Origin of the sequence: Falsiroseomonas sp. E2-1-a4, assembly GCF_051433165.1 — a bacterium.
In the GTDB taxonomy this organism is placed as follows: domain Bacteria; phylum Pseudomonadota; class Alphaproteobacteria; order Acetobacterales; family Acetobacteraceae; genus Falsiroseomonas.
Window position 1 is genome coordinate 14,489 of the sequence record NZ_JBHMFS010000029.1, and the last position, 23,399, is coordinate 37,887.

22 protein-coding genes and 1 tRNA gene are annotated in these 23,399 nt (G+C 70.4%); 17 read left to right on the forward strand and 6 right to left on the reverse strand.

What is annotated here, in order from left to right; all coding sequences use genetic code 11:
- The first annotated feature begins 26 nt into the window (after positions 1–26).
- The 9 genes from ftsH to serA all read left to right on the forward strand — a co-directional run bounded on the left by ftsH (position 27) and on the right by serA (position 12,015).
- Entirely contained in the window at positions 27–1,955 is a 1,929-nt protein-coding gene (gene ftsH, locus ACFHNC_RS22235; RefSeq protein WP_437171434.1) for an ATP-dependent zinc metalloprotease FtsH, read from the forward strand.
- Between the two features lie 139 nt (positions 1,956–2,094).
- Positions 2,095–3,141, forward strand: a complete 1,047-nt coding sequence (gene folP / locus ACFHNC_RS22240) for a dihydropteroate synthase (RefSeq protein ID WP_437171461.1) — start codon at positions 2,095–2,097, stop codon at positions 3,139–3,141.
- Positions 3,142–3,300: 159 nt separating this feature from the next.
- Entirely contained in the window at positions 3,301–4,893 is a 1,593-nt protein-coding gene (locus tag ACFHNC_RS22245; RefSeq protein ID WP_437171435.1) for a hypothetical protein, read from the forward strand.
- Positions 4,894–4,979: 86 nt separating this feature from the next.
- Positions 4,980–6,371, forward strand: a complete 1,392-nt coding sequence (gene glmM / locus ACFHNC_RS22250) for a phosphoglucosamine mutase (protein WP_437171436.1) — start codon at positions 4,980–4,982, stop codon at positions 6,369–6,371.
- The gene (gene thiD / locus ACFHNC_RS22255) at positions 6,368–7,198 is read left to right on the forward strand and encodes a bifunctional hydroxymethylpyrimidine kinase/phosphomethylpyrimidine kinase (RefSeq protein WP_437171437.1); all 831 of its coding nucleotides are present in this window, start codon (positions 6,368–6,370) and stop codon (positions 7,196–7,198) included. Before glmM ends, thiD begins: the two co-directional genes overlap by 4 nt.
- Entirely contained in the window at positions 7,195–8,058 is an 864-nt protein-coding gene (locus ACFHNC_RS22260; RefSeq protein ID WP_437171438.1) for a PhzF family phenazine biosynthesis protein, read from the forward strand. Before thiD ends, ACFHNC_RS22260 begins: the two co-directional genes overlap by 4 nt.
- The gene (locus ACFHNC_RS22265; protein ID WP_437171439.1) at positions 8,055–9,158 is read left to right on the forward strand and encodes a hypothetical protein; all 1,104 of its coding nucleotides are present in this window, start codon (positions 8,055–8,057) and stop codon (positions 9,156–9,158) included. The genes ACFHNC_RS22260 and ACFHNC_RS22265 overlap by 4 nt, the downstream gene beginning before the upstream one ends.
- 95 nt (positions 9,159–9,253) lie before the next feature.
- Positions 9,254–10,426 carry a phosphoserine transaminase gene (locus tag ACFHNC_RS22270; protein WP_437171440.1) on the forward strand — a complete coding sequence of 391 codons (1,173 nt, stop codon included), beginning with the start codon at positions 9,254–9,256 and terminating at the stop codon, positions 10,424–10,426.
- Positions 10,423–12,015: a phosphoglycerate dehydrogenase gene (gene serA, locus ACFHNC_RS22275; RefSeq protein ID WP_437171441.1), complete on the forward strand. Its 1,593-nt coding sequence runs from the start codon at positions 10,423–10,425 to the stop codon at positions 12,013–12,015. The genes ACFHNC_RS22270 and serA overlap by 4 nt, the downstream gene beginning before the upstream one ends.
- A gap of 55 nt (positions 12,016–12,070) precedes the next feature.
- On the opposite strand, the gene ACFHNC_RS22280 is transcribed toward serA, so the two are convergent.
- On the reverse strand, positions 12,071–12,385 hold the full coding sequence (locus tag ACFHNC_RS22280; RefSeq protein ID WP_437171442.1) for a hypothetical protein: 315 nt from the start codon (positions 12,383–12,385) through the stop codon (positions 12,071–12,073).
- Between the two features lie 164 nt (positions 12,386–12,549).
- Positions 12,550–13,083, reverse strand: a complete 534-nt coding sequence (locus tag ACFHNC_RS22285) for a hypothetical protein (protein ID WP_437171443.1) — start codon at positions 13,081–13,083, stop codon at positions 12,550–12,552.
- An 85-nt stretch (positions 13,084–13,168) separates the two neighbouring features.
- On the opposite strand from ACFHNC_RS22285, the gene ACFHNC_RS22290 reads away from it, so the two are divergent.
- The 5 genes from ACFHNC_RS22290 (at position 13,169) to ACFHNC_RS22310 (ending at position 18,024) form a co-directional block, all read left to right on the forward strand.
- Positions 13,169–13,795, forward strand: coding sequence for a hypothetical protein (locus ACFHNC_RS22290; protein WP_437171444.1), 627 nt, complete (start codon positions 13,169–13,171; stop codon positions 13,793–13,795).
- An 84-nt stretch (positions 13,796–13,879) separates the two neighbouring features.
- Positions 13,880–15,022 (forward strand): ATP phosphoribosyltransferase regulatory subunit, encoded by a 1,143-nt coding sequence (locus tag ACFHNC_RS22295; protein ID WP_437171445.1) that lies wholly within the window; start codon positions 13,880–13,882, stop codon positions 15,020–15,022.
- Between the two features lie 5 nt (positions 15,023–15,027).
- Positions 15,028–16,317, forward strand: a complete 1,290-nt coding sequence (locus ACFHNC_RS22300; RefSeq protein ID WP_437171446.1) for an adenylosuccinate synthase — start codon at positions 15,028–15,030, stop codon at positions 16,315–16,317.
- A 17-nt stretch (positions 16,318–16,334) separates the two neighbouring features.
- The gene (locus ACFHNC_RS22305; protein ID WP_437171447.1) at positions 16,335–16,700 is read left to right on the forward strand and encodes a cupin domain-containing protein; all 366 of its coding nucleotides are present in this window, start codon (positions 16,335–16,337) and stop codon (positions 16,698–16,700) included.
- A 214-nt stretch (positions 16,701–16,914) separates the two neighbouring features.
- Entirely contained in the window at positions 16,915–18,024 is a 1,110-nt protein-coding gene (locus tag ACFHNC_RS22310) for an MFS transporter (RefSeq protein ID WP_437171448.1), read from the forward strand.
- A 12-nt stretch (positions 18,025–18,036) separates the two neighbouring features.
- Here the strand turns inward: ACFHNC_RS22310 and ACFHNC_RS22315 are convergent, their stop codons facing one another.
- From ACFHNC_RS22315 to ACFHNC_RS22330, 4 genes are all read right to left on the reverse strand, one after another.
- The gene (locus ACFHNC_RS22315; RefSeq protein ID WP_437171449.1) at positions 18,037–18,555 is read right to left on the reverse strand and encodes a VOC family protein; all 519 of its coding nucleotides are present in this window, start codon (positions 18,553–18,555) and stop codon (positions 18,037–18,039) included.
- A 93-nt stretch (positions 18,556–18,648) separates the two neighbouring features.
- A complete protein-coding gene (locus tag ACFHNC_RS22320) occupies positions 18,649–20,286 on the reverse strand; it encodes a histidine kinase famiy protein (protein ID WP_437171450.1) in 1,638 nt (545 codons plus the stop codon).
- A 142-nt stretch (positions 20,287–20,428) separates the two neighbouring features.
- The gene (rpoH, locus tag ACFHNC_RS22325; RefSeq protein ID WP_437171451.1) at positions 20,429–21,313 is read right to left on the reverse strand and encodes an RNA polymerase sigma factor RpoH; all 885 of its coding nucleotides are present in this window, start codon (positions 21,311–21,313) and stop codon (positions 20,429–20,431) included.
- Between the two features lie 271 nt (positions 21,314–21,584).
- A complete protein-coding gene (locus ACFHNC_RS22330) occupies positions 21,585–22,640 on the reverse strand; it encodes an RluA family pseudouridine synthase (protein WP_437171452.1) in 1,056 nt (351 codons plus the stop codon).
- Between ACFHNC_RS22330 and ACFHNC_RS22335 the strand changes: the two genes are divergently transcribed.
- The 3 genes from ACFHNC_RS22335 (at position 22,639) to ACFHNC_RS22345 (ending at position 23,209) form a co-directional block, all read left to right on the forward strand.
- Positions 22,639–22,881, forward strand: a complete 243-nt coding sequence (locus tag ACFHNC_RS22335) for a DUF6476 family protein (RefSeq protein ID WP_437171453.1) — start codon at positions 22,639–22,641, stop codon at positions 22,879–22,881. The genes ACFHNC_RS22330 and ACFHNC_RS22335 overlap by 2 nt on opposite strands.
- A 7-nt stretch (positions 22,882–22,888) precedes the next feature.
- Positions 22,889–23,092, forward strand: coding sequence for a DUF2256 domain-containing protein (locus tag ACFHNC_RS22340; protein ID WP_437171454.1), 204 nt, complete (start codon positions 22,889–22,891; stop codon positions 23,090–23,092).
- 41 nt (positions 23,093–23,133) lie between these two features.
- Positions 23,134–23,209 (forward strand) — tRNA-Glu (locus ACFHNC_RS22345).
- Positions 23,210–23,399: the final 190 nt, after the last annotated feature.

Genomic DNA, 23,399 nt, shown 5'->3' on the forward strand with positions numbered 1-23,399 from the left:
GTGGGAAGCCCCGAAGGGATGCAAACGTGAACAATTTTGGCCGGAACCTGGCGCTTTGGGTCATCGTGGCGCTGCTTTTGGTGGCGCTGTTCAACCTGTTCCAACCCTCCAATGGCGGGGGCAATCGGGCAGCTCAGCAGGTCGCCTATTCGGACTTCCTGAACGAGGTCAATGCCGGCCAGGTCCGGGACGTGACCATCCAGGGTCGCACCGTCACCGGGCAGCTCAATGATGGCCGCAGCTTCTCCACCTTCACGCCGGAAGACCCGCAGCTGGTCAGCCGCCTGACGGAACGTGGCGTGCGCGTCGTGGCGCGGCCGGAGGAGAGCGACGTCAACCCGCTGTTCCAGATCCTGATTTCCTGGTTCCCGATGCTGCTGCTTATCGGCGTCTGGATCTTCTTCATGCGCCAGATGCAGGGCGGCGGCGGCCGGGCCATGGGCTTCGGCAAGTCCAAGGCCAAGCTGCTGACGGAAAAGCAGGGCCGCGTGACCTTTGACGACGTGGCGGGCATCGAGGAAGCCAAGGCGGAACTGGAAGAGATCGTCGAATTCCTGCGGGACCCGCAGAAGTTCCAGCGGCTCGGCGGCAAGATCCCGAAGGGCGTGCTGCTGGTCGGCCCGCCGGGTACCGGCAAGACGCTGCTGGCGCGGTCCATCGCCGGTGAAGCGAATGTGCCGTTCTTCACCATCTCCGGCTCCGACTTCGTCGAGATGTTCGTGGGCGTCGGCGCCAGCCGCGTGCGCGACATGTTCGAACAGGGCAAGAAGAATGCCCCCTGCATCATCTTCATCGACGAAATCGATGCCGTGGGTCGCCATCGCGGCGCCGGCCTCGGCGGCGGCAATGACGAACGTGAGCAGACGCTGAACCAGATGCTGGTGGAGATGGACGGCTTCGAATCAAACGAGGGCGTCATCATCATCGCCGCCACCAACCGGCCGGACGTGCTGGACCCCGCGCTGCTGCGCCCGGGCCGCTTCGACCGCCAGGTCGTGGTGCCGAACCCGGACGTGAACGGGCGGGAGAAGATCCTGCGGGTTCATATGCGTAAGGTGCCGCTGGCCTCCGACGTCGAGCCGAAGGTGATTGCGCGCGGCACGCCGGGCTTCTCGGGCGCCGACCTCGCCAACCTGGTGAACGAGGCCGCGCTGCTTGCGGCCCGCACCGGCCGCCGCACGGTGGGCATGGCGGAGTTCGAGGCGGCAAAGGACAAGGTGATGATGGGTGCGGAGCGCCGCAGCCTGGTCATGTCCGAGGATGAAAAGCGGATGACCGCCTATCACGAAGCTGGCCACGCGCTGGTCGCGATGCATGAGCCGGAATGCGACCCCGTCCACAAGGCCACCATCATCCCGCGCGGCCGCGCGCTGGGCTTGGTGATGTCCCTGCCGGCCGGGGACCGCTACTCGAAGCACAAGTCCAAGATGAAGGCTGAGCTCGCCATGGCGATGGGCGGCCGCGTCGCGGAAGAACTGATCTTCGGCCCGGAGAAGGTCTCCAACGGCGCATCGGGCGACATCAAGATGGCGACCGACCAGGCCCGCCGGATGGTGACGGAATGGGGCATGTCCGAAAATCTCGGCATGATCGCCTATGGCTCGAACGACCAGGAAGTGTTCCTTGGCCATAGCGTGACCCAATCGAAGAACCTGTCGGAGGAGACGGCGCGGAAGATCGATGGCGAGATCCGCACCATCATCGACAACGCCTATGCCCGCGCCACCAAGGTCCTGTCCGAGAACATCGACGAGCTGCACCTGCTGGCCAAGGGCCTGCTGGAGCATGAGACCATCTCGGGCGACGAGATCAGGCTGATCATCAAGGGCGAGCCGATCGTGCGCGTCCGTCCGGATGAGCCGGTGAACCAGGGCCGCGGCAGCGTGCCGAGCAGCGGGCGCCCGACACCCCGGCCGAACCCCGGCCCAGGCCTGGCGCCGGCGCCCGGTACCTGAGGCGGACCCTCCGCCACATCTTCAACGGCCCGCGCAAGCGGGCCGTTTTCGTTTCCACCAACACGCCGCTTTGCCACACCGGCACACCGGGGCATCGTTGCAAACCAGCGCAATCGGGGGCCAGCGAGTCGTGACCGAGATGTGGGTCGAGCCATTGGGCCTGATCGAGGGCCAGGCCGCCGCCGCCGCGCTGGCCGCGGACCTTGCCTTGCCGCTGGCGGGTGGGCCGCTGGCCTTCACCATGGTGCGGCTGATCGGGCCGGAGGCGCCGCCAAACGCGCTGCCGCTGTCCGATGTGCCGGAGGCCTGGCACGCCCAGGTGTTGGCGCTGACCCGCGCGCTGCCGCGCTTCGCCGGCCTGCCCATGCCCTGCGAAAGCGGGCGGCCGCTGGTGATGGGCATCGTCAACGTCACGCCGGACAGCTTCTCCGATGGCGGCCGCGGCATCGCCGAATCCATCGCCGCGGGTCATGCGATGCTGGAGGCCGGCGCGGATCTGCTGGATATCGGCGGCGAATCCACCCGCCCCGGATCGAACCCGGTGGCGCCGGAGGAGGAATGCCGGCGCGTGCTGCCGGTGATCCGCGAACTGGCGAAGGCCGCCACCATCAGCGTCGACACACGCAACGCCGCGACCATGCTGGCGGCGTTGGAGGCGGGTGCGGAGATCGTCAACGACATCACCGCGTTGCGCCATGACCCGGCGGCGGCGCGGGTGCTGGCGCGGTCGGAGGCCAGCGTCATCTTGATGCACATGCTGGGCGAGGACCCGCGCACCATGCAGCAGAACCCGCGCTACGGCGATGTGGCGCTGGAAGTGGCGCAGTTCCTGGCGGACCGCGTCGCCGCCGCCGAACGGCTCGGCCTGCCGCGGGACCGGCTGGCGGTGGACCCCGGCATCGGCTTCGGCAAGCGCCTGCCGCACAACCTGGCCCTGATGGAGCGCCTGCCGCTGCTGGCTGGCATCGGATGCCCGATCCTGTTCGGCGCCAGCCGCAAGCGCTTCCTCGGCACGCTCTCCGGCGTGGAAACGCCGGCCGAGCGGGTGCCGGCCTCCGTCGCCGCGGCGCTGGCCGCAGCGTCCCGCGGCGCGGCGATGCTGCGGGTGCATGATGTGGCGGAGACGGTGCAGGCCTTGTCCATCTGGCAGGCGCTGTCCGGCGGGGCGGAGGAGGAAGATCCCTGACCTTGGCGTAAGCCGTTGTTTGCATGGGATGAAAATATTGCGTCGGCGCACCGGATGGCTCCGTGAGACGTGACATCCGTGTCACGTTGCGGCGGTTGATTTCGGTGGCGGCGCGGCTGCTACTCGGTGCGCGATCTGCCCGAGACGGAGCAAACCCCCGTGCCGAAGTTGCTGAGGCCGCTGTTGCTGATCCTGCCCCTGCTGCTGCCCGGCGCCGCTGCGCGCGCGCAGCTCGGCGAGACGACCTGCCCTGAACTGGTGGCCTGGGCGCGGGAGCATGCGGTGCATGCCGATCTCGGCGTCAGTCTCGGCTGGGCCGAGCTGGCGCCGCGGCGGGAGGTGACGCTGCCGGGCCTGTTCCTCGCCCCCGTCACCACCGCCACCTTCGGCAAGCCGGCGCTGGAATGGGGGCGGCAGGACCTCCGCACCCTCAATGCCCGCCTGCGGGCCTGCGTCCGGGACCGGGAGATGATCCCGCACCGGCCGGCGCTGGCGGAGGCGCAAAGCGTTGTGGCTGGGGCGACCACCGCCTTTCTGGAACACCGCGAAAGGGTGCTGGACGAGCTGCCGGTGCAGCTTGGCAGGCTGGCACAACAGCCCTTCTCGCCACCCCTGCTGCCCTTCCTGGCCGGGCTGGCCGAGGCCGGCGAACAATCGGGCTGGCAGGCGGCGCAGCCGGCCTTGCGTGACCTGCCGGGGCCCGCGCGCGGCACCGGCAGCCACCTGCTGCGCCTGGTGCCCTATCTGCTGCCCGAGGATCGCCCCCGTTTGCTGCTGCCTGAGCTGGAGCGCCAGCGGACGCAGCGCCTGGCGGAGGCGCGGCAGGTCAGCCTCGATGCCCTGGCCGAGCTGCCCGCCACCCCGCGCGGCCTGGCGGCGCTGGAGGCGCTGGAGAAGGGCGCGGTGATGCCGGTGCTGCGGCCGGAGGATCGCGCGGAGGTCATCGCCGCCCAGCAATCCCGGCGTGCGGCCTTGCTGGATGAGATGGAGGGCGCGCTACGCCGCCGCATCACCACGGTCCCGGCCAGCCCGATGGCATTCGGCATGCTGGCCGCGATCCGCCGCGATGCGGCCTTCGGCGCGCTGCCCCCGGACCGTAGCGCCGCGCTGACCGCCGAGCTGGATGCGCATTCCCGCAGCCTGGCCGCCACGCTGCTTGACCGGGTGGAGCGCAACCTGGCGGAGCAGCCGGAGACGCTGGAGGCGCTCGGCCCCTCGGTCCTGCTGCGCCAGCGGGTGGCGGCGGCGCTGCGGCCCCATGCCGAAGCCGGCGCGCTGGCGGCCTTCGAGCGGTCCAGCACCCGCCGAATCGCCGCCATGGCGGAAGCCGCCCTGCCGGAATTCGAGGCGATGCTGGCGTCCGTGCCGGCGGAGGCGTTGGATTCGCTGCACGCGCCGGCCTGGCTGGCCGCGCTGCCACCGCCCTTCGCCACCCGCTATGCGGCGGCGCTGGCGGATCGCCGCGCGGCGCTGGAAGCCAAGATCGCCGCCGCGGCGGAGGCGGAGGCGGCGCGGGAGGCCGGGCCACTGGCAGGGCGCCGCTATGCCACGGCGGATGGCGCGATGCGGCTGGAATTCCTCGATGCCAGCCGCGTGCTGATGACCCAGGCGGCGACGCAGATGACGGTCGCCGGCAGCTATGAGGAGATTGCCGGGCAGCGGCTGATCCTGACACTGCCGGAGACCAATGTGGTGCTGCGGCGCGAAGGGCGGCGGCTGGATGGCGGGGCCCTGGTTCTGGTGCGCCAGTAGGGGCCGGTCGCGGCAGCGTGATGACGAAAGCCGGATGCAACCACGGCGCAGATTTCAAACCCTGATGCGGGCGCTATAAGCGGTGCATGAACGCACCCACCCGCAGGCTATTCGGCACCGATGGTATCCGTGGCACGGCCAATAAGCCGCCGATGGATGCCGGCACAGCGCTCCGCCTCGGACAGGCGGCGGGCAAGTTCTTCAATCGCGGCGCGCACAAGCACCGCGTGGTGATCGGCAAGGACACAAGGCTTTCCGGCTACATGCTGGAGCCGGCCATGACGGCGGGCTTCGTCGGCGCCGGGATGGATGTGGTGCTGGTCGGGCCGCTGCCGACGCCCGCCATCGCCATGCTGACACGCAGCCTGCGCTGCGATCTCGGCGTGATGATCTCGGCCAGCCACAACCCGTATGAGGACAATGGCATCAAGCTGTTCGGCCCTGATGGGCTGAAACTGTCCGATGCGCAGGAAGCCGCGATCGAAGCGCTGATGGATGCGCCGAATTTCCCGGAAGGCTTGGCCGCCCCGGCCAAGCTCGGCCGCGCCAGCCGGCTGGAGGATGCGCCGGGCCGCTACATCGAGGCCGCGAAGGCCGCCTTCCCGCGTGGCCGCAGCCTGGACCGCCTGCGCATTGCCGTCGATTGCGCGCATGGCGCCGCCTACAAGGTGGCGCCGACCGTGCTGTGGGAGCTGGGGGCGGAGGTGGTCTCCATCGGCGTCTCGCCGGATGGCTTCAACATCAACCGCGATTGCGGCGCCACGGCGCCGCAGAAGCTTGGGGAGCTGGTGCGCGAACGCCGCGCCGATCTTGGCATTGCACTCGATGGCGATGCGGACCGGCTGGCGCTGTGCGACGAGCATGGGCGAATCATCGATGGCGACCAGATCCTGGCGACCATCGCCGGCGCCTGGCACCGCGAAGGCAAGCTGACGGGCGGCGGCGTGGTGGCCACGGTGATGTCGAATCTGGGGCTGGAGCGGCATCTGGAGGGGCTCGGCCTGGCGCTGCACCGCACCAAGGTCGGTGACCGCTATGTCGGCGAGAAGATGCGCGGATCCGGCTGCAACCTGGGCGGTGAGCAATCCGGCCATGTGATCCTCTCGGATTTCGCCACCACCGGGGACGGTCTGTTCGCCGCGCTGCAGGTGCTGGCGCTGCTGGTGGAGGAAGGGCGCCCGGCCAGCGAGGTCTGCCGCCGCTTCACGCCGATGCCGCAGCTTCTGGAGAACATCCGCTACACCGGCACATCCCCCTTGAGCGACGCGGAGGTGGAGCAGGCGATCGCGGCGGCGGGCGACAAGCTTGGCAATCGTGGCCGCGTGCTGGTGCGCGCCTCGGGCACCGAACCGCTGATCCGGGTGATGGCGGAGGCCGAGGATGCGGGGGAGATGCGTCGCACGGTGGCGGATCTGTCCGCGCTGATCCGGGCGCGTGCGGCGGCGGGTGCGGTGAAGAAGGCCGGCGCCGCGGAATGATCGGGCCACAGGCTAGGGGCCGGGTGCTGATCTGCGCGGGATCGGATTCGGGCGGCGGGGCGGGCATCCAGGCGGATATCAAATCCGTCACCGCGCTGGGCGGCTATGCGGCGACCGCGGTGACGGCGCTGACGGCGCAGAACACGCTCGGCGTGCAGGATGTGATGGGCGTGCCGCCCGCCTTCATCCGGCTCCAGATCCGCATGGTGCTGGAGGATCTGGGCGCGGACGCGATCAAGACCGGCATGCTGGCCGATGTCGCCACCATCGAGGCGGTGTGCGATGCGCTCGCCGAATACGGCGCGGGGATTCCGCTGGTGGCGGACCCGGTGATGGTTGCCAAGGGCGGGCATCGGCTGCTGGCCGAGGATGCGGTGGCAACCCTGGCGGCGCGGCTGCTGCCCATGGCCGCCCTGATCACGCCGAACCTGCCGGAGGCGGAGGCGCTGGTCGGCTTTCCCGTGGTGGACGTGCCCGGCATGCATCGCGCGGCCGATGCGCTGCTGCGGATGGGCGTGCGCGCGGTGCTGGTGAAGGGCGGGCATCTGGATGGCGCGGTGCTGACCGATGTGCTGGCCACCGCGGCGGGTCGCGAGACCTTCGAAAGCCCACGCATCGCCAGCACCAGCACGCATGGCACCGGCTGCACGCTGGCCTCGGCCACTGCCTGCGGCCTGGCGCAGGGTATGGCGTTGCGCGAGGCGGTTATTCGCGCCCGTGCCTATGTGCGGGCTGCCATGCGCGCCGCACCCGGGCTCGGGCAGGGACATGGGCCGCTCGGCCATGGCATCACCATGGACCCGTCCCGCCTGGAGCTGATGCCTTGAGACGCTTTGAATTCGTGACCGTCGATGTCTTCACGGACCGCCGCTTCGGCGGCAATCCGCTGGCCGTGTTCCCCGATGCGCGCGGCCTGACGGAGGCCGAGATGCAGGCGCTGGCGGCGGAGTTCAACCTCTCCGAGACCACCTTCGTGCTGCCGCCGGAGGACCCGGCGAACACCGCCCGCGTCCGCATCTTCACCCGGCAATATGAGATGCCCTTCGCCGGCCACCCCAATGTCGGCACCGGCTTCGTGCTCGCCGATCGCGCGGTGAAGGGCGTGCTGCGCTTCGAGGAGATCGCGGGGCTGGTGGAGGTGCGGGTGGACGGGCAGGGCACCACCATCGCCGCGCCGCAGCCGCTGACGCTGGATGTGGAACTGCCCGTCGCCCTGGTAGCCCGTGCGGCGGGGCTGGCGGAGAGCGATATCGTGCTGGCCCGCCATGCGCCGGTGCGTGCCGGCACCGGCAACTTCTTCGTGCTCGCCGAGGTGACGCCGGAAGCCCTTGGCCGCGCACAGCCGGATTTCGCCGGGTTCCGCGCGGGGCTGGAGGCGGTGCCGGCGCTGCAGGGGCGCTTTGCCCTGTATCTGTATGCGCCGGAGGATGGCGCGGTGCGGGCGCGAATGTTCGCCCCGCTCGGCGGTACGGTGGAGGATGCAGCAACCGGCAGCGCGGCGACGCCGCTGGCCGCGCTGCTGCTGAAACTGTCGGGCCAGGAACAGGGCGCCTGGGACATCACCCAGGGCGTCGAGATGGGCCGGCCGAGCCTGCTGCGCACCACCGCGCGTCGCGCGCCCGATGGCATCCGCGCCACGGTCGGTGGCGGCTGCGTGCCCATGCTGCGCGGAGAGATCAGCCTGTGAGCGGCAAACGCGGCCCCACCAAGCCGCGCGCGCCGAAGCGCGCCGTGCCCGGCACCGCCGCACCGGTTGATGCGCCCAAGGACGGGCCGGCGCTGGCCGTGCCGAGCGAGGCCGTGCCGCCCCCGGTCGCGGCGCCCGTCATCGCCGCCGTGCCGGTGCCGGCCGCACCACCCGGCCTCGCGCATCTGCCGCTGCCGCTGCTGGTGCTGCCGATGGGCCTGGGCGGCCTGGGTCTGTCGTGGCGCGAAGCCGCCACCGTGCTCGGCGCGCCCGCCTTCCCGGGCGAGGCGCTGCTGTTGCTGACGGCGCTGGTCTGGCTGCTGGTGGTCGGCGCCCAGGCGCTGCGGGCGCTGCGCTACCCGGACGCCATGCTGGCCGAGCTGCGCCACCCGGTGCGCGTCGCCTTCGCCGCGGCGCCGACGGTCGGGCTGATGATCCTGGCCGGTGCGATCTGGCCCTATGCGCCAGGCTTCGGCGCCGGGCTGTGGGGCGTGGCGGTGGCGCTGCATCTGGTGGTGGCGATGCTGCTGCTGCGGCGCGTGTTCGCGGGGCGGGGGGAGGCGGCAATGCTGGCGCCGCCGCTGCTGATCCCCTTCGTCGGCAACATCCTGGCGCCGGTCTTCGGCGTGCGAATGGGCTACCTCGATGCATCCTGGATGATGTTCGGCGTCGGCGTGCTGCTGTGGCTGGCGGTGCTGCCGCTGCTGCTGCACCGGCTGGTGGCAGGGCCGCCGCTGCCGCTGGCGATGCGGCCGAGCGTCGCGATCTTCGTGGCACCGCCCGCGGTAGGCGCGCTGGCGGTTGCGGTGCTGACCGGCAATACGCATGGACCGGCGCTGGCCTTCACCGGCGTGGCGCTGCTGGTCGCGGCGGCGGTGGTGTCGCTGGCGGGGGAACTGGCGCGGGTGCCGTTCAGCCTGTCCTGGTGGGGGGTTACCTTTCCCTCCGCCGCCTTCGCCATCATGCTGATGGGGCTTGGGTTCCACCCGCTCTTCGGCTGGCTGGCGCTGGCGCTGAACACGGGCTTGACCGGCTGGGTCGCCTGGCGCACGGCGCGGGCGGCGCGGGCCGGCGTGTTTCTGCAGCCCGAGGCGCACTGAAGCGGATGCTTGCGCGGCCCGGCGCGGGGCATTAACCCTCGTGGTGGGCCACGCTCCCCCACCGGAGCGCATTCGCTTCTGGAAGGGAGCCGCATATGACCGCCAAGCCGGACCTGCGTCCGAACAATCCCCGTTTTTCTTCCGGTCCCTGTGCCAAGCGCCCCGGCTGGTCGCTGGCGGCGCTGGAGGGCGCGCTGCTCGGGCGCAGCCATCGCGCCAAGGACCCCAAGGCGAAGCTCGCCGAGACCATTGAACTCTCGAAGTCCATCCTCGGCATGCCGAAGGATTGGCGGCTCGGCATCGTGCCGGCGTCGGACACCGGCGCGGTGGAGATGGCGCTGTGGTCGCTGCTCGGGCCGAAGGGTGTCGATATCCTGGCCTGGGAATCCTTCTCCAAGGATTGGGCGACGGATGTCACCAAGCAGTTGAAGCTGGATGATGTGCGGGTGATCTCGGCGGGTTACGGCAAGCTGCCGGACCTCGCGCAGGTGGAAAAGACGCGCGACCTGGTCTTCGTCTGGAACGGCACCACCAGCGGCGTGCGGCTGGCCAATGCGGATTTCATCGCGGATGACCGCGAGGGTCTGGCGATCTGCGACGCCACCAGCGCCGCCTTCGCCATGCACCTGCCCTGGCCGAAGCTCGATGTGGTGACCTGGTCCTGGCAGAAGGTGCTGGGCGGGGAGGCGGCGCATGGCATGCTGGCGCTCTCGCCGCGCGCCGTCGCGCGTCTTGAATCCCACAAGCCCGCCTGGCCCATGCCGAAGATCTTTCGCATGACCAAGGACGGCAAAGTGAACGAAGGCATCTTCAAGGGCGAGACGATCAACACGCCGTCGATGCTCTGCGTGGAAGACGCGATCGACGGGCTGCGCTGGGCCGAGGGCGTCGGCGGGCTGAAGGGGCTGGTCGCGCGGTCGGAGGCGAATCTCGCCGCCATTGCGGACTGGGTCGCCGGCAGCGATTGGGCCGCCTTCCTGGCGGAGGATGCCGCGACACGCTCCTGCACCTCCATCTGCCTGAAGATCGTGGCGCCGTGGTTCACCGCGCTCGATGCCGAAGGCCAGGCTGCGGCGGCGAAGAAGCTGTCCGCGATGCTGGAAAAGGAAGGCGTGGCGCTGGACGCCGCCAACTATCGCGACGCCCCGCCGGGCCTCCGCATCTGGGGCGGTGCCACGGTGGAGACCAGCGACATCCAGGCGCTGCTGCCCTGGCTCGACTGGGCTTTCGCCGCGGTCGCCGCCGAGCACAAGGCGGTGGCGGCATGAATGCGCCCAAGGTTCTGATCAGCGACAAGCTCTCCGCCGCCGCCATCGCCATCTTCAAGGGCCGCGGCATCGAGGTGGATTTCAAGCCCGGCCTGAAGCCCGCCGAATTGCGGGAGATCATCGGCAACTACGACGGCCTCGCCATCCGCAGCGCCACCAAGGTGACCCGCGAAGTGCTGGATGTGGCGCCGCGCCTGAAGGTGGTGGGTCGCGCCGGTATTGGCGTGGACAATGTCGATGTGTCGAGCGCCACCGCGCGCGGCGTCGTCGTGATGAACACGCCGCATGGCAATGCCATCACCACGGCGGAACATGCGATCGCGATGATGTTCGCGCTCGCCCGGCAGATCCCGGAAGCCTCGGCTTCCACCAAGGCCGGGAAGTGGGAGAAGAACCGCTTCATGGGCGTGGAGGTCTCCGGCAAGACGCTCGGCCTGGTGGGGGCGGGGAATATCGGCAGCATCGTCGCCAACCGCGCCGTCGGCCTGCACATGAAGGTCATCGCCTACGACCCCTTCCTGTCGGAGAAGCGGGCGCTGGAACTGGGCGTCGAGAAGGTGGATCTCGATGCGCTGGTGGCGCGCGCGGACTTCATCACCATCCACGCGCCCTTCACCGAGCAGACGAAGAACATCCTCTCGCGCGATCGCATCTTCGCCATGAAGAAGGGCGCGCGGCTGATCAACTGCGCCCGTGGCGGCCTGGTGGATGAGAGGGCGTTGTTCGAGGCGCTCGCCGCCGGCCACCTGGCCGGCGCAGCCCTCGACGTGTTCGAGACGGAACCGGCCACCGACAGCCCGCTGTTCACGCTGGAGAATGTGGTCTGCACCCCGCACCTCGGTGCCGCGACCGCCGAGGCGCAGGAGAATGTGGCGCTTCAGGTGGCGGAGCAGATGAGCGACTTCCTGCTCACCGGCGCCGTCTCCAACGCCATCAACATGCCCTCCGTCACCGCGGAGGAGGCGCCGCGCCTGCGGCCCTATATGGAACTGGCCCGGCAGCTCGGCGCGCTAGCCGGCCAGCTCACCGCCGCGCAGGGCGAGGAGATCAAGGCGATTCATGTGGCCTATGAGGGCCAGGCGGCGGAGCTGAACCAGCGGCCGCTGACGGCCGCGGCACTCGCCGGCGTGCTGACGCCGATGATGGGCGCGGTGAACATGGTCAACGCGCCCGTGGTCGCCCGCGAACGCGGGATCGAGGTGGCGGAGACGGTGCTGGAACGCAGCGGCGACTATGCCACGCTGCTGCGCGTGACGGTGGTGACGGAGGCGCTGCGGCGGTCTGTCGCCGGCACGCTGGTCGGCACCGGCAAGCCGCGGCTGGTGGAGGTGAAGGACATTGCGGTGGAGGCCGATTTCGCGCCGCACATGCTGTATGTGACGAACCAGGACCGCCCCGGCTTCATCGGCCGCTTCGGCACCACCCTGGCCGATGCCGGCATCAACATCGCCACCTTCCACCTCGGTCGCAACACGCCGGGTGGGGATGCGATCTGCCTGGTGGGCCTGGATGCGCCGGTGCCAGATGCGGTGCTCGCAACCGTGCGGGCGCTGCCGCTGGTGGTGCGGGCGACGCCGCTGGCCTTCTGAACCGCGTCCCGCCCGGTGGCCCCCCTTATGGGTCAGGCCGCCGGGCAGCGCGCGATCATTTCGCGGCGCCGGACAGCGCCTCGCCAAGGTTCTTGATCTGGTCGGCCTTCGCGCCCTCGCTGCGGCCGGCCATCTTGACCGTCGACTCGCCCAGGGCGCTGACAACCTTCTTCACCGCCTCACCGTCGATCTCGTCCGACTGGATCAGCTTCTTCAGCCGCTCCAGGTCGCGGATGATGCCCTTGGCACCAGGTGTTTCCACGTCTTCCAAGTTCTTCTCCCAGCCCTCGATGTTCTTCACCGCGGTATTGATGGTGAAGCCTTTCACGCCTTCGCTAATATGCTTGATGGTCGCTGCGAATTGCGGCATCTCGCCTGTCTCCCGCCGGTGCGGCATGCGCCGGTTCAAGGCGGAAGCGCGGCGCCAGGACACTGGTTTCCGGGGGATATTTTCGCCATCCAGGGCTTGCGGCGCGGCAGACTGCGCTACGCGAACGACTGGTCCGCATTAAGCGAAGCGTCGGTGTCGTGCTCTCAGCTGCGGCTGCGGCCACCGCCATCCAGCCGGCGGATCTCGCCATAGGCCGCTGCCGCAGCCTCCGAGACGCGCGGCAGGCGGGGCAGGGCGCCGAGGCGGGCCAGCGTGGCCAGCGGGCCTAGTGGGAAGTCCGGCCCGCTCAGCGCCGCCTCCGCCCGCGCCGGGCGGCCCTGGTCCAGCGCCGTGGCGGCGTCGCGCAGCGCGGCGATGACGGCGGCGGGCGGCGCTTCGGGGGCGACGCCGATCGCCTGACGCAGCTCCGCCACACCCAGCCGCGTCGCGTGCAGGGCGGGGCCGGAGGCCTCGTGCCGGTAGCGCGGATCCTGCCGCAAGGCATCGGCCACCACCTCCAGCTGCACGGCGGCGCGGGCGGCCTGGGCCGGGTTGCCGGCGAGGCGGGAGGTATCGGCCAGCCACCAGGGGGCGGACAGCGCCGCGCCGCGAACGGGGTCTCCGAAGCCACCCAGATGCTGTGCCGCCGGGTCGGCGCAGGCGGCGGCGAACAGCAGGGGGAGAAGGGTGAGGCGCATACAGCGAGTCTGGTGGGCCGCCGCCGCCGCGACAAGTCACGCTTCGTCACGTGACCCTCGCGGCGGGATGCGGGATTGCTGCGACATGACCCTGCACCTGCCCCGCTTCCCCCGCCGCGGCCTGATCCTGGCCGCCCCGGCCCTTCTGCTGCCGGGCTGCGCCCAGGCCCAGCCGGCGGGCGGCACGCCGGCGCAGATGGAAGGCCCCTACTATCCGCGCGCCATCCCCGCCGATGCGGATGCCGATCTGCGCCGCGTCACCGGTCTCGGGCAGGTGGCGCAGGGCCGGCCGCTGCTGCTGGCGGGCCAGGTGCGGACGCTGGATGGCACCCCGGTGCCGGGTGCCGTGGTGGAGATCTGGCAGGCCGACCATGCCGGCATCTACCTGCACCCGCGGGAAGGCCGGCTGGCGCAGCGCGATGCGGGCTTCCAGGGCTATGGCCGGACCCGCGCCGATGCCCAGGGCCACTACGCCTTCCGCACCATCCGCCCCGGCGAATACCCTGGCCGCACGCCGCATATTCATCTGCGCGCCCATCCCCCTGGTGGTGGCCCCGCCCTGACCACGCAGGTCTATTTCCCGGATGAGCCGCTGAATGCCCGCGACGGGCTGCTGCGCCGCGTGGAGGAAGCGCGCCGCGCGCTACTCATGGCCCAGCTTTCCGCGACCGATGAAGGCCAGCGCGCGGCCTTCGATATCATCCTGACCTAGGCCCCCCGTTTGAGCACTGGGGGTTGCAGAGGGGCCGCCCCCCTGCCACACACGCGCCGCCTTTCCGCGGCGCTGAAACAATAAATGACCGACGATCCTCCGAACCCCGCTCTGCTGCCCGCTGGCCTGTCCGACGTCCTGCCGCCCGAGGCGGAGCGGGAGGCGATGCTCGTCGAGGTGCTGGCCGAGACCTTCGCCCGGCACGGCTATGAACGGGTGAAGCCGCCGCTGCTGGAATTCGAGGACAGCCTGCTGGCCGGCTCCGGCGCCGCCGTGGCGGAGCAGACCTTCCGGCTGATGGACCCGGTCAGCCACCGCATGATGGGCCTGCGCGCGGACACCACGCCGCAGGTCGCCCGCATCGCCGCCACGCGGCTCGCCCGCGTAACCCGCCCGCTGCGGCTGAGCTATGCCGGCCAGGTGCTGCGGGTGCAGGGCACGCAGTTGGCCCCCGCGCGGCAGATTCCCCAGGCGGGGATCGAGCTGATCGGCCCGGAAAGCGCCGCGGCGGATGCCGAGGTCGCCGCCGTGGCGGCGGAGGCGCTGGCCGCCGTCGGCATTCTCGACGCGTCGCTCGACATCACCCTGCCGCGCCTGGCACCTGCCTTGCTGGACGAGGCCGGGGTGCAGGGCGAGGCGCGGCGCAAGCTGGCCCGCGCGCTGGACCGCAAGGATGCCGCCGCCGTGACTGAATACGCCGCGCAATCCGGCGGTGCCGCGCTGCTGCTGCCCGCCCTGCTCGCCGCCGCCGGCCCGGCCGATGCGGCGCTGGCGGTGCTGGAGGCGGAGGCGCTGCCGCCGGCCGCACGGCAGATCGCGGACCATGCCGCCGCCGTGGTCGCCGCGGTGCGTGAACTCGCGCCGGCGCTGCGGATCACGCTGGACCCGTTGGAATTCCGCGGCCTGCACTACCACACCGGCGTCGCCTTCACGATCTTCGGCGCCGGCCGCACCGGGGAACTGGCGCGCGGCGGCCGCTACCTTTCGGGGGAGGAGCCGGCCACGGGCATGACGCTGTACCCGGATGCCGTGCTGCGCGCCGTGCCGCCGGCGGCGCCGCGCCTGCGCGTCTTCGTGCCGCGTGGCGCGGCGGCCGGGCAGGCCGCGGCCTTGCGGGCGCTTGGCTATGCCACGGTGGCGCCGCTCGCCCCCACCGATACGGCGCAGTCCCTGCGCTGCACCCATGTGATGGACAGCGCCGGCGCGCTGAACCCGGTTCAGGAGTAGTCGCGATGGCCAATGTCGCCGTCATCGGCGCCCAATGGGGCGACGAGGGCAAGGGGAAGGTTGTGGACTGGCTCGCCAGCCGGGCCGACATCGTGGTGCGCTTCCAGGGCGGCCATAATGCCGGCCACACGCTGGTGGTGGGCGATCAGGTCTACAAGCTGTCGCTGCTGCCGTCCGGCGTGGTGCGCGGCAAGCTCGGCATCATCGGCAATGGCGTGGTGCTGGACCCGGAGCACCTGCTTTCCGAGATCGCCAAGGTCACGGCGCAGGGCCTGAAGGTGACGCCGGAGAATCTCCGGATCGCGGAGAATGTGCCGCTGATCCTGCCGCTGCACCCGGCGCTGGACAAGGCGCGCGAAGTGGCGCGCGGCGCGTCCGCCATCGGCACCACCGGGCGCGGCATCGGCCCGGCCTATGAGGACAAGGTGGCGCGCCGCGCCATCCGCCTGTCCGACCTGGCGGAGCCGGAGGTGCTGTCGCACAAGCTGGATGAGCTGCTGCTGCACCACAACACGCTGCTGAAGGGCCTGGGCGCGCCGGTGTTCGAGAAGCAGGCGCTGCTCGACCGGCTGCTGGAACTGGCGCCGCAACTGCTGCCCTTCTCGGAGCCGGTCTGGCAATTGCTGGACGAGGCGCATCACACCGGCAAGCGCGTGCTGTTCGAGGGCGCGCAGGCGGTGATGCTGGATGTGGACCACGGCACCTATCCCTACGTGACCTCCTCGAACACCGTGGCCGGCAATGCGGCGGCGGGGTCGGGCGTCGGGCCGAAGCAGATCGGCTATGTGCTCGGCATCGCCAAGGCCTACACCACCCGCGTCGGCTCCGGCCCCTTCCCGACGGAGCTGAAGGACGAGACCGGCCGCCTGCTGGGCGAGCGTGGCCATGAATTCGGCACCGTCACCGGCCGCCCGCGCCGCTGCGGCTGGTTCGACGCCTGCATGGTGCGCCAGGCGGTGAAGGTCGGCGGCGTGGAGGGCCTGGTGCTGACCAAGCTCGACGTGCTGGACGGCATGAAGGAACTGCACATCTGCACCGGCTACGAGGTGGATGGCCAACTGGTGAACCGCCTGCCGGCCTCGATCGCGGCGCAGGAGAAGGCGAAGCCGGTCTATGAGGTGATGACCGGCTGGTCCGGCTCCACCCGCGGCGCCCGCAGCTACGCCGAACTGCCGGCCGAGGCGGTGAAGTATGTCCGCCGGATCGAGGAATTGGTGGAGGCGCCGGTGGTGCTACTGTCCACCAGCCCGGACCGCGACGACACCATCATGCTGCGCGACCCGTTCGCGGGCTGAACCAGGGGAACCCAGCGATGAGCCAGGCCGAGGAATTCCACAATCTGGATGACGAGACCGCCGGTCTCGCCCGCGAGCTCGCACCCGGCGTCACCACCCGGATCTTCCCGGGCGAGCAAGCCATGCTTTCCATCGTCAGCATCGCGCCCAATGCCATGGGCACGGTGCATGACCATCCGGAGGAGCAATGGGGCGTGCTGCTGGAGGGCAGCGCCATCCGCATCCAGGGTGGCGAGGAGATTGCCGTGAAGAAGGGCGATTTCTGGCGCACCCCGGGCGGTGTGCCGCACACCATGAAGGCGGGGCCGGAGGGCTGCCGGGTGCTGGATATTTTCTCCCCGCCGCGCGAGGCCTATCGCAAGCAGGGCAAGGGCTTCGGCTGACACCCTTCCTCCCCCACCTTTCCCCCGCATGGGGAGAGGTGGGGCACAGGGGCGTCCAACTGAACCACCACCGCTGAAGGCGGCGGCTCAATTCATCTAGACATCCGGTTGTCACGAGATCGTCACGATGGCAGGCTCCCGCCATGCCGACGCGCCGCGACATCCCTGCCGATGCCATCACCGCCTTCCCGGCGGTCCCGTCGCCGCCTTCGCCGTGACCCGCCCCGAGGCCGACCGCGCCTCCCGCGATGCCTCCATCGTGCTCGGCCTGACGCTGCCGGGTGATGCGGTGCTGTACCTGCTGCTGCCGCTGCATGCCGCCGCTTTCGGGGTGACGCTGGCGGAGGCCGGGCTGCTGCTGGCGGCGAACCGGCTGGTGCGGATCATCGGCTATGGCTGGGTGGCGCGATTCTATGAGCGCTCCGGGCCACGCCATGCCTGCCTGCTCGCGGTGCTGGGCGCCGCCTGTGCCACCGGGGGCTATGCGGTGCTGCCGGGGGTCTGGTGGCTGCTGCCGGCGCGGCTGGTCTGGGGCCTGTCTTTCGCCGCGATGAACATCGCCACCCAGGCGCTGGCCACGGCGGAGGCTTCCGGCGCCGCACGCCGCAGCGGCGTCTCCCGCGCCATCATCTCCACCGGGCCGATGCTCGGCTTGCTGGCCGGCGCCGTGGTGGCGGAGGTGGCGGGGCCGCAGGTGGTGTTCCTGGGCCTCGGCCTGCTGTCCCTGGTCGCGCTGCCCTTCGCCTGGCGCCTGCCGGGCGGGGAGGGGCCGCGCCTGCGTGCCGCCGGCCCGCGCTTCGCGCTGCCGAGGCCGTTGGATGTCTGGTCCTTCGTGCAGGGGCTGGCGCTGGATGGGCTGTTCGTGCTCGGCCTCGCCTTTCTCGCCGCCGCCGCCCTGCCGCAGGGTGCGGCGCTGGCCGCCGGTGCGGCGCTGTCCGCGCGCTACTTGGCGGAGGTGGTGCTGGGCGCGCCGGCGGGGCGGCTGGCGGAACGATTCGGCGCGGCGCCGCTGCTGCTGCTGGTCTCGCTCGCCTCCGCCGCCGGGCTGGCGGTGATCGGGGTGGGGTGGCTCTGGGTCGGCAGCCTGCTGGTGGTTGGTCTGCGCGGGCTATTGCAGCCGCTACCGGCCCCCGTCGCCGCCGCCCGGGCGGCGCCGCAGGACCGGGTGGCGGCGCTGGCGCGGCTGGCGACCTGGCGGGATATCGGCGCCGGAATCGGGCCGCTGGTTGCGGGGGTGCTGCTGCCCCTGGTGCCGGCGGTCTGGCTGTATCTCGGCGCCGCGGCGCTGCTGACCGCCGCGTCCCTGGCGGCGCTGCGCCGATAGGCGGGGTGCGGCTCAGCCCGCCTCGGCCAGCAGCGCCTTCAAATCCAGCCGCTTGGTGCACATCACCAGCTTGCCATCCGCGCCGCGCGGCCAATCGGCCTGCGGCCGGTCTCGGTACAGCTCCACGCCATTGCCATCCGGGTCGCGCAGATACAGCGCCTCCGACACGCCATGGTCGCTGGCGCCTTCCAGCGGCCAGCCGGCCTGGACGAGTTGGCGCAGCGCGCGGGCCAGTGCCGCGCGGTCCGGCAGCAGCAGCGCCACATGATACAGGCCGGTGGTGCCGAAGCCAGGCGGGCTGCCGCCGGCGCTCTCCCAGGTGTTCAGCGCGATGTGGTGGTGGTAGCCGCCGGCTGAGAGGAACACCGCCTGGTCGCCGATGCGCTGCTGCACCTCCAGCCCGATCAGGTCGCGCCAGAAGCGCAGGCTGCGCTCCAGCTCCGCCACCTTCAGGTGCACGTGGCCGATATGGGCGCCAGCCGGCATCACATAGGGAGCGATGGGGGCTTCACCTTCGATTGTGAGGGACATGACGGGGCTCCTTCTGGTCCCTGAGAGTGGTCCCGCGGGGCGGCCCGGTCCAATCGGGTTGCCGCATGGGCCATATCGCTCCGGATGATGGCCTCAGCCCGGCCTGGCGTTGTCCTCCAGGGCATGGCGGATGCGGCGCGCCACCTCCGCCCGGCAATAGGGCTTCTGCATCACCGGGAAGCCATGCGGGCGGAGGCCGGCGCTGGCGGCCTCGTCCCGCGGATCGACAAAGCCGGTGGAAAGCAGCACCCGCAGGTCCGGCTGGCGCTGCCGCGCCTCGGTAGCCAGGGCGATGCCATTGATGCCGCCGGGCATCACCACGTCGCTGAACAGCAGGTCGTAGTGCCGCGCCGGATCATCCAGCAGCCGCAGCGCGCATGGTCCGTCGCTGGCCGTCTCCACCTGGTAGCCGAGGTCGTGCAGCAGGCCCTGGGCGAGGTCCAGCACCTCCGCATTGTCGTCCACCACCAGCACCCATTCCCCATGGCCGCGCGGCTCGCCCTCCGTCTCGCCGGGCGCCGCGGCGTCGGCGGGTATCGCGGCGTCCGGGGCCAGGGCGGGGAAGCGCATCCGCACCGTGGTGCCCTGGCCCTCCGTGCTCTCGATCAGCAGGAAGCCACCGGATTGGCGCACGAAGCCATAGACCTGGGCCAGGCCGAGGCCTGAGCCCTGGCCGACCTCACGCGTCGTGAAGAAAGGCTCCGTGACCCGATCGAGGATGGCGCGGGGGATGCCGATGCCGCTGTCGCGGACCGCGAGCTCGACAAATCCATGCGGCGCCGCATCGCCCTCCGGCGTCTCCGGCTGCGGCGGGTGGGCGGTGCTGATGGTCACCTCGCCGCGGCTGGGCATGGCGGCGCCGGCATTGCGCATCAGGTTCACCAGCGCGGCCTCAAGCTGCCCGGCATCCAGCCGCGCCGCCGGCAGCCCAGGCGCCAGGTCCAGCCGCAGGATCGCGCCGCCCAGCACACGGGCCAGCAGTGCCGACAGGTTCTTGAGGGAGGCGTTGATATCCAGCGGCTGCCCCTCAAGCCGCTGCCGCCGGGCGAAGGCCAGAAGCTGGCGGGTGAGGGTGGCGCCACGGCGCGCGGCCTCCAGCGCCCCATCATGCCGCCGCTGGGCGCGGGGGTTGCCGGATTCCGCCACGAGCGGGCGCAACACCTCCAGCGAGCCGACAACCACCTGCAGCAGGTTGTTGAAATCATGCGCCACGCCGCCGGTGAGCTGGCCCAAAGCCTCCAGCCGCTGCGCCTGGTGCAGCGTATCCTCCGCCTTCCGCCGGCGGGAGACGTCGAGCTGGCTGCCGAAGAAGTACAGCAGCTTGCCATCGCTGCCGAAGACCGGGCTGAGAAACAGCGCATTCCAGAAGGCCGAGCCGTCCTTGCGGTAATTCACCAGTTCGATCGCGATATCCGTGCGTGCGGTGATGGCATCGCGCAGCTGGGTGACGGCGGCGCGGTCCGTGGCTGGTCCCTGCATGAATCGACAGTTGCGGCCGAGCAGCTCCTCCGCCGCATAGCCCGTCATCTGCTGAAAGGCCGGGTTGACGAAGACGATGGGATTGTCCGGCCGGTTCGGGTCCGTGACGAGCATGGGCATGCGCGTGACCTCGATGGCGGCGAAGAACAGGTCGCCGCCGCCGAACGGGCTTGGCGCGGTGAGGGGCGCTGGCAGCGTCGCGCTATGCGGCGGCAGAGCGGGCAGGTCGGCTTGAGTTGGTGGGGTGGTCACCAGAGGTTAAGCCGGCACGGGCGCAGCCAGTTCCGCGTTGTCCAAACATTTCCTTTAGTTCATGCCAGCCGGACCCCCGGGCAAAAAAAAACGCCCCGTGCCGGTTGGCGCGGGGCGTTGGGAAGAGCCGGTCTATGGCCCGTCAGACGACGCCGAGGCGGCGCTCGACGATCTGGGTCTTCATGCTCTTCTGCAGCTTCTCGAAGGCGCGCACCTCGATCTGGCGCACGCGCTCGCGGCTGATGTTGTACTGCTGGGAGAGTTCCTCCAGCGTCGTCGGCTCGTCCTTCAGGCGCCGTTCGATCAGGATGTGGCGTTCCCGGTCGTTCAGCGTCTTCAGCGCCTCGCCCAGCAGCTCGCGGCGGTTGGACATGTCCTGCCGTTCGGCGAGCTCCGTCTCCTGGCTCTCTCCGTCATCGACCAGCCAATCCTGCCACTCGCCATCACTGTCGGCGCGGACGGGGGCGTTCAGGCTGTTGTCGGGCGAGGCGAGGCGGCGGTTCATCGACACCACATCGGCTTCCGGCACGGCCAGAACGCGGGCGATCTTCTCGACCTGCTCCGGCTTCAGATCGCCTTCCTCCAGCGCCGCCATCTGGCCCTTCAGCCGGCGGAGGTTGAAGAACAGCTTCTTCTGCGCCGCGGTCGTCCCCATCTTCACGAGGGACCAGCTGTGCAGGATGTATTCCTGGATCGCCGCACGAATCCACCACATGGCGTAGGTCGCCAGGCGGAAGCCGCGGTCCGGGTCGAACCGCTTGACGGCCTGCATCATGCCGACATTGCCCTCGGAGATCAGCTCACCGACCGGCAGCCCATAGCCGCGGTAGCCCATGGCGATCTTGGCGACGAGGCGGAGGTGGGAGGTGACCAGGCGGTGGGCGGAGGGCTCGTCGCCCTCATCCTTCCAGCGCTTGGAGAGGTTGTACTCCTCCTCCGGCGTCAGCATCGGAAACTTGCGGATATCCTGAAGATACCGGGACAGGTTGCCTTCGGGCGCCATCGGAATGGACATAGTGGAAGCCATGGTGAGAACTGCCTCCTCGGTCGCCTGGTGCCCCCCGTGACGGCGGGGCCCATGACGGCTGTGCTGTTCTGCCAACGTGGGACGGGCCCTCCCTTTCCATCCCGACCCCGGTCACGACGGGGTGATGATGGAGGGGCGCTCCTGGCGCCCGGGGTATGACCCGGGGCCTGGGGGTGCGAAGCGGCACCCGACCGTAGCTGGCTGGCGATTCTTAGAGCGTATTCAGACGGTGATCAAGAAAAACCGACCTGCAAGGTAGGTTTACGTTCGGTTACCGGCCGGTAACATTTCCATCGAGGCAGGCGATCAGCGCAGCCATGTCCGGCGGCAGTTCTGCGCTGAAACTTAGGGCGGCACCTGTGACCGGATGGTTAAAGCCCAGGGTGGCCGCGTGCAGCGCCTGGCGCGGAAACCCAGTCAGCATTTCGCGCGCAGGGCCGGCAAGGTTACGCGCCGCCGCCGGAATACGGCGCAGATAGACCGGGTCTCCCACTACCGGGTGGCCGATATGCGCCAGATGGACGCGAATCTGGTGGGTGCGCCCGGTGGCAAGCCGGCAGCGCAGCAGGGCGCAAGATGTGCCGAAGGCGCGTTCGGTGCGGTAGCGCGTCAGCGCATGTTTGCCGTTGCGGGTAACCACCGCCATCCGCTTGCGGTCCATCGGGTGGCGGCCGATGTCGCCCACGATTTCCCCCTCCACCGGGCTGGGCAGGCCCCAGACCAGGGCAAGGTATTCGCGGTCCAGGTCCCGGTTGGCGAAGGCGAGCGACAGCGCTGTATGGGCACGTTCGGATTTCGCCACCACCATGACACCGGAGGTGTCCTTGTCCAGCCGATGCACAATGCCGGGCCGCTTCTCCCCGCCGATGCCGGTCAGATCCTCCGCCGCATGGGCCAGCACGGCGTTGACCAGCGTGCCGTCGCGATTGCCGGGGGCGGGGTGAACCACCAGGCCGGCGGGCTTGTCGAGGACGATCAGATGCCGATCCTCGAACAGGATGGTCAGCGGAATGTCCTGCGGCTGCAGCACCGCATCATCGGGTGGCGGCAGGTGCAGCGTGTAGCGGGCACCGGGGCGTACGGGCTCCGCCGGGTCGTGCACCCGCACACCGTCGCGCATCGCCTGGCCCGACTCGATCAGGGCCTTGACCCGGGACCGCGACAGGCCGCCTATCCCGGGGGCCAGCGCATCGGTCAGGAACCGATCGGCGCGCAGGCCCGCGGCCTCCGGCGGGGCCAGGATTTCAAGGGTTTGACCTGCATCGGGGTCGGAGAGGGGGGTTTGCGTGGCGGCGCTCAAATGGCTGGTCGGGGTGATGGGGGTCATGATTATCCTCGGCACGGTGGCCCTGGTTTTGGTTCTCGTCCAGCGCATGGGCGCGGCGAGCGTGGAGGTGACGCTGCCACCAGCCTCGCTCGGCCAGCCGGCCGGCACGCGGCTGCTCTCGGTGGCCGCGGCGGAAGGGCGCATTGCCGTGCTGGTGGCCCGCCCGGATGGGACGGAGCGCCTGCTGCTGCTGGATGCCGCGCGGGGCCGCGTGGTCGGGGAACTGCGGGCGGCGGAGTGAGGGCCTGATGGCGCATCGCAAGCCGAACCTGCCGGAGAAGATCTGCGCCGCCTGCGGTCGCCCCTTCGCCTGGCGCCGCAAATGGGCGCGGGACTGGGAGAGCGTGCGCTACTGCTCCGACGCCTGCCGCAGCGGGCGACGGGATGCGGCGCGGGGTGGGTCCGAAAAATCTGCCGCGGACCGGGTTGATCCCAAGCCGCCGGGCGGCTAATCAGCGCGCCTCGCGATGCTTCGGCGACGCGAGTTGTCTGGGTCCCCTTCGTCTAGAGGCCTAGGACACCGCCCTCTCACGGCGGTAACAGGGGTTCGAATCCCCTAGGGGACGCCATTCCTTTTGAATACTTAATGGGTATGATGCGTTGCAGGCCGGGTGCCGGATTCAGTCCCGCGCCCCGCCCGTGGTGAATGCATGGCGCTCCGCGGCCAACATCGCATCCGGCTTCGCGCCGCGGTTGGCGCGAACCTGTCAGCGCCCCTGACCCTATAGTCCTGCTCAATCGATCCCATTGAAGTGCCAG

Excerpts from the sequence above, each read along its gene's own strand:
- folP (WP_437171461.1), top strand. The coding sequence starts at position 2,095 with ATGTGGGTCGAGCCATTGGGCCTGATCGAGGGCCAGGCCGCCGCCGCC.
- glmM (WP_437171436.1), top strand. The coding sequence starts at position 4,980 with ATGAACGCACCCACCCGCAGGCTATTCGGCACCGATGGTATCCGTGGC.
- thiD (WP_437171437.1), top strand. The coding sequence starts at position 6,368 with ATGATCGGGCCACAGGCTAGGGGCCGGGTGCTGATCTGCGCGGGATCG.
- ACFHNC_RS22270 (WP_437171440.1), top strand. The coding sequence starts at position 9,254 with ATGACCGCCAAGCCGGACCTGCGTCCGAACAATCCCCGTTTTTCTTCC.
- serA (WP_437171441.1), top strand. The coding sequence starts at position 10,423 with ATGAATGCGCCCAAGGTTCTGATCAGCGACAAGCTCTCCGCCGCCGCC.
- ACFHNC_RS22280 (WP_437171442.1), bottom strand. The coding sequence starts at position 12,385 with ATGCCGCAATTCGCAGCGACCATCAAGCATATTAGCGAAGGCGTGAAA.
- ACFHNC_RS22285 (WP_437171443.1), bottom strand. The coding sequence starts at position 13,083 with ATGCGCCTCACCCTTCTCCCCCTGCTGTTCGCCGCCGCCTGCGCCGAC.
- ACFHNC_RS22290 (WP_437171444.1), top strand. The coding sequence starts at position 13,169 with ATGACCCTGCACCTGCCCCGCTTCCCCCGCCGCGGCCTGATCCTGGCC.
- ACFHNC_RS22295 (WP_437171445.1), top strand. The coding sequence starts at position 13,880 with ATGACCGACGATCCTCCGAACCCCGCTCTGCTGCCCGCTGGCCTGTCC.
- ACFHNC_RS22300 (WP_437171446.1), top strand. The coding sequence starts at position 15,028 with ATGGCCAATGTCGCCGTCATCGGCGCCCAATGGGGCGACGAGGGCAAG.
- ACFHNC_RS22305 (WP_437171447.1), top strand. The coding sequence starts at position 16,335 with ATGAGCCAGGCCGAGGAATTCCACAATCTGGATGACGAGACCGCCGGT.
- ACFHNC_RS22315 (WP_437171449.1), bottom strand. The coding sequence starts at position 18,555 with ATGTCCCTCACAATCGAAGGTGAAGCCCCCATCGCTCCCTATGTGATG.
- rpoH (WP_437171451.1), bottom strand. The coding sequence starts at position 21,313 with ATGGCTTCCACTATGTCCATTCCGATGGCGCCCGAAGGCAACCTGTCC.
- ACFHNC_RS22335 (WP_437171453.1), top strand. The coding sequence starts at position 22,639 with ATGATTATCCTCGGCACGGTGGCCCTGGTTTTGGTTCTCGTCCAGCGC.
- ACFHNC_RS22330 (WP_437171452.1), bottom strand. The coding sequence starts at position 22,640 with ATGACCCCCATCACCCCGACCAGCCATTTGAGCGCCGCCACGCAAACC.
- ACFHNC_RS22340 (WP_437171454.1), top strand. The coding sequence starts at position 22,889 with ATGGCGCATCGCAAGCCGAACCTGCCGGAGAAGATCTGCGCCGCCTGC.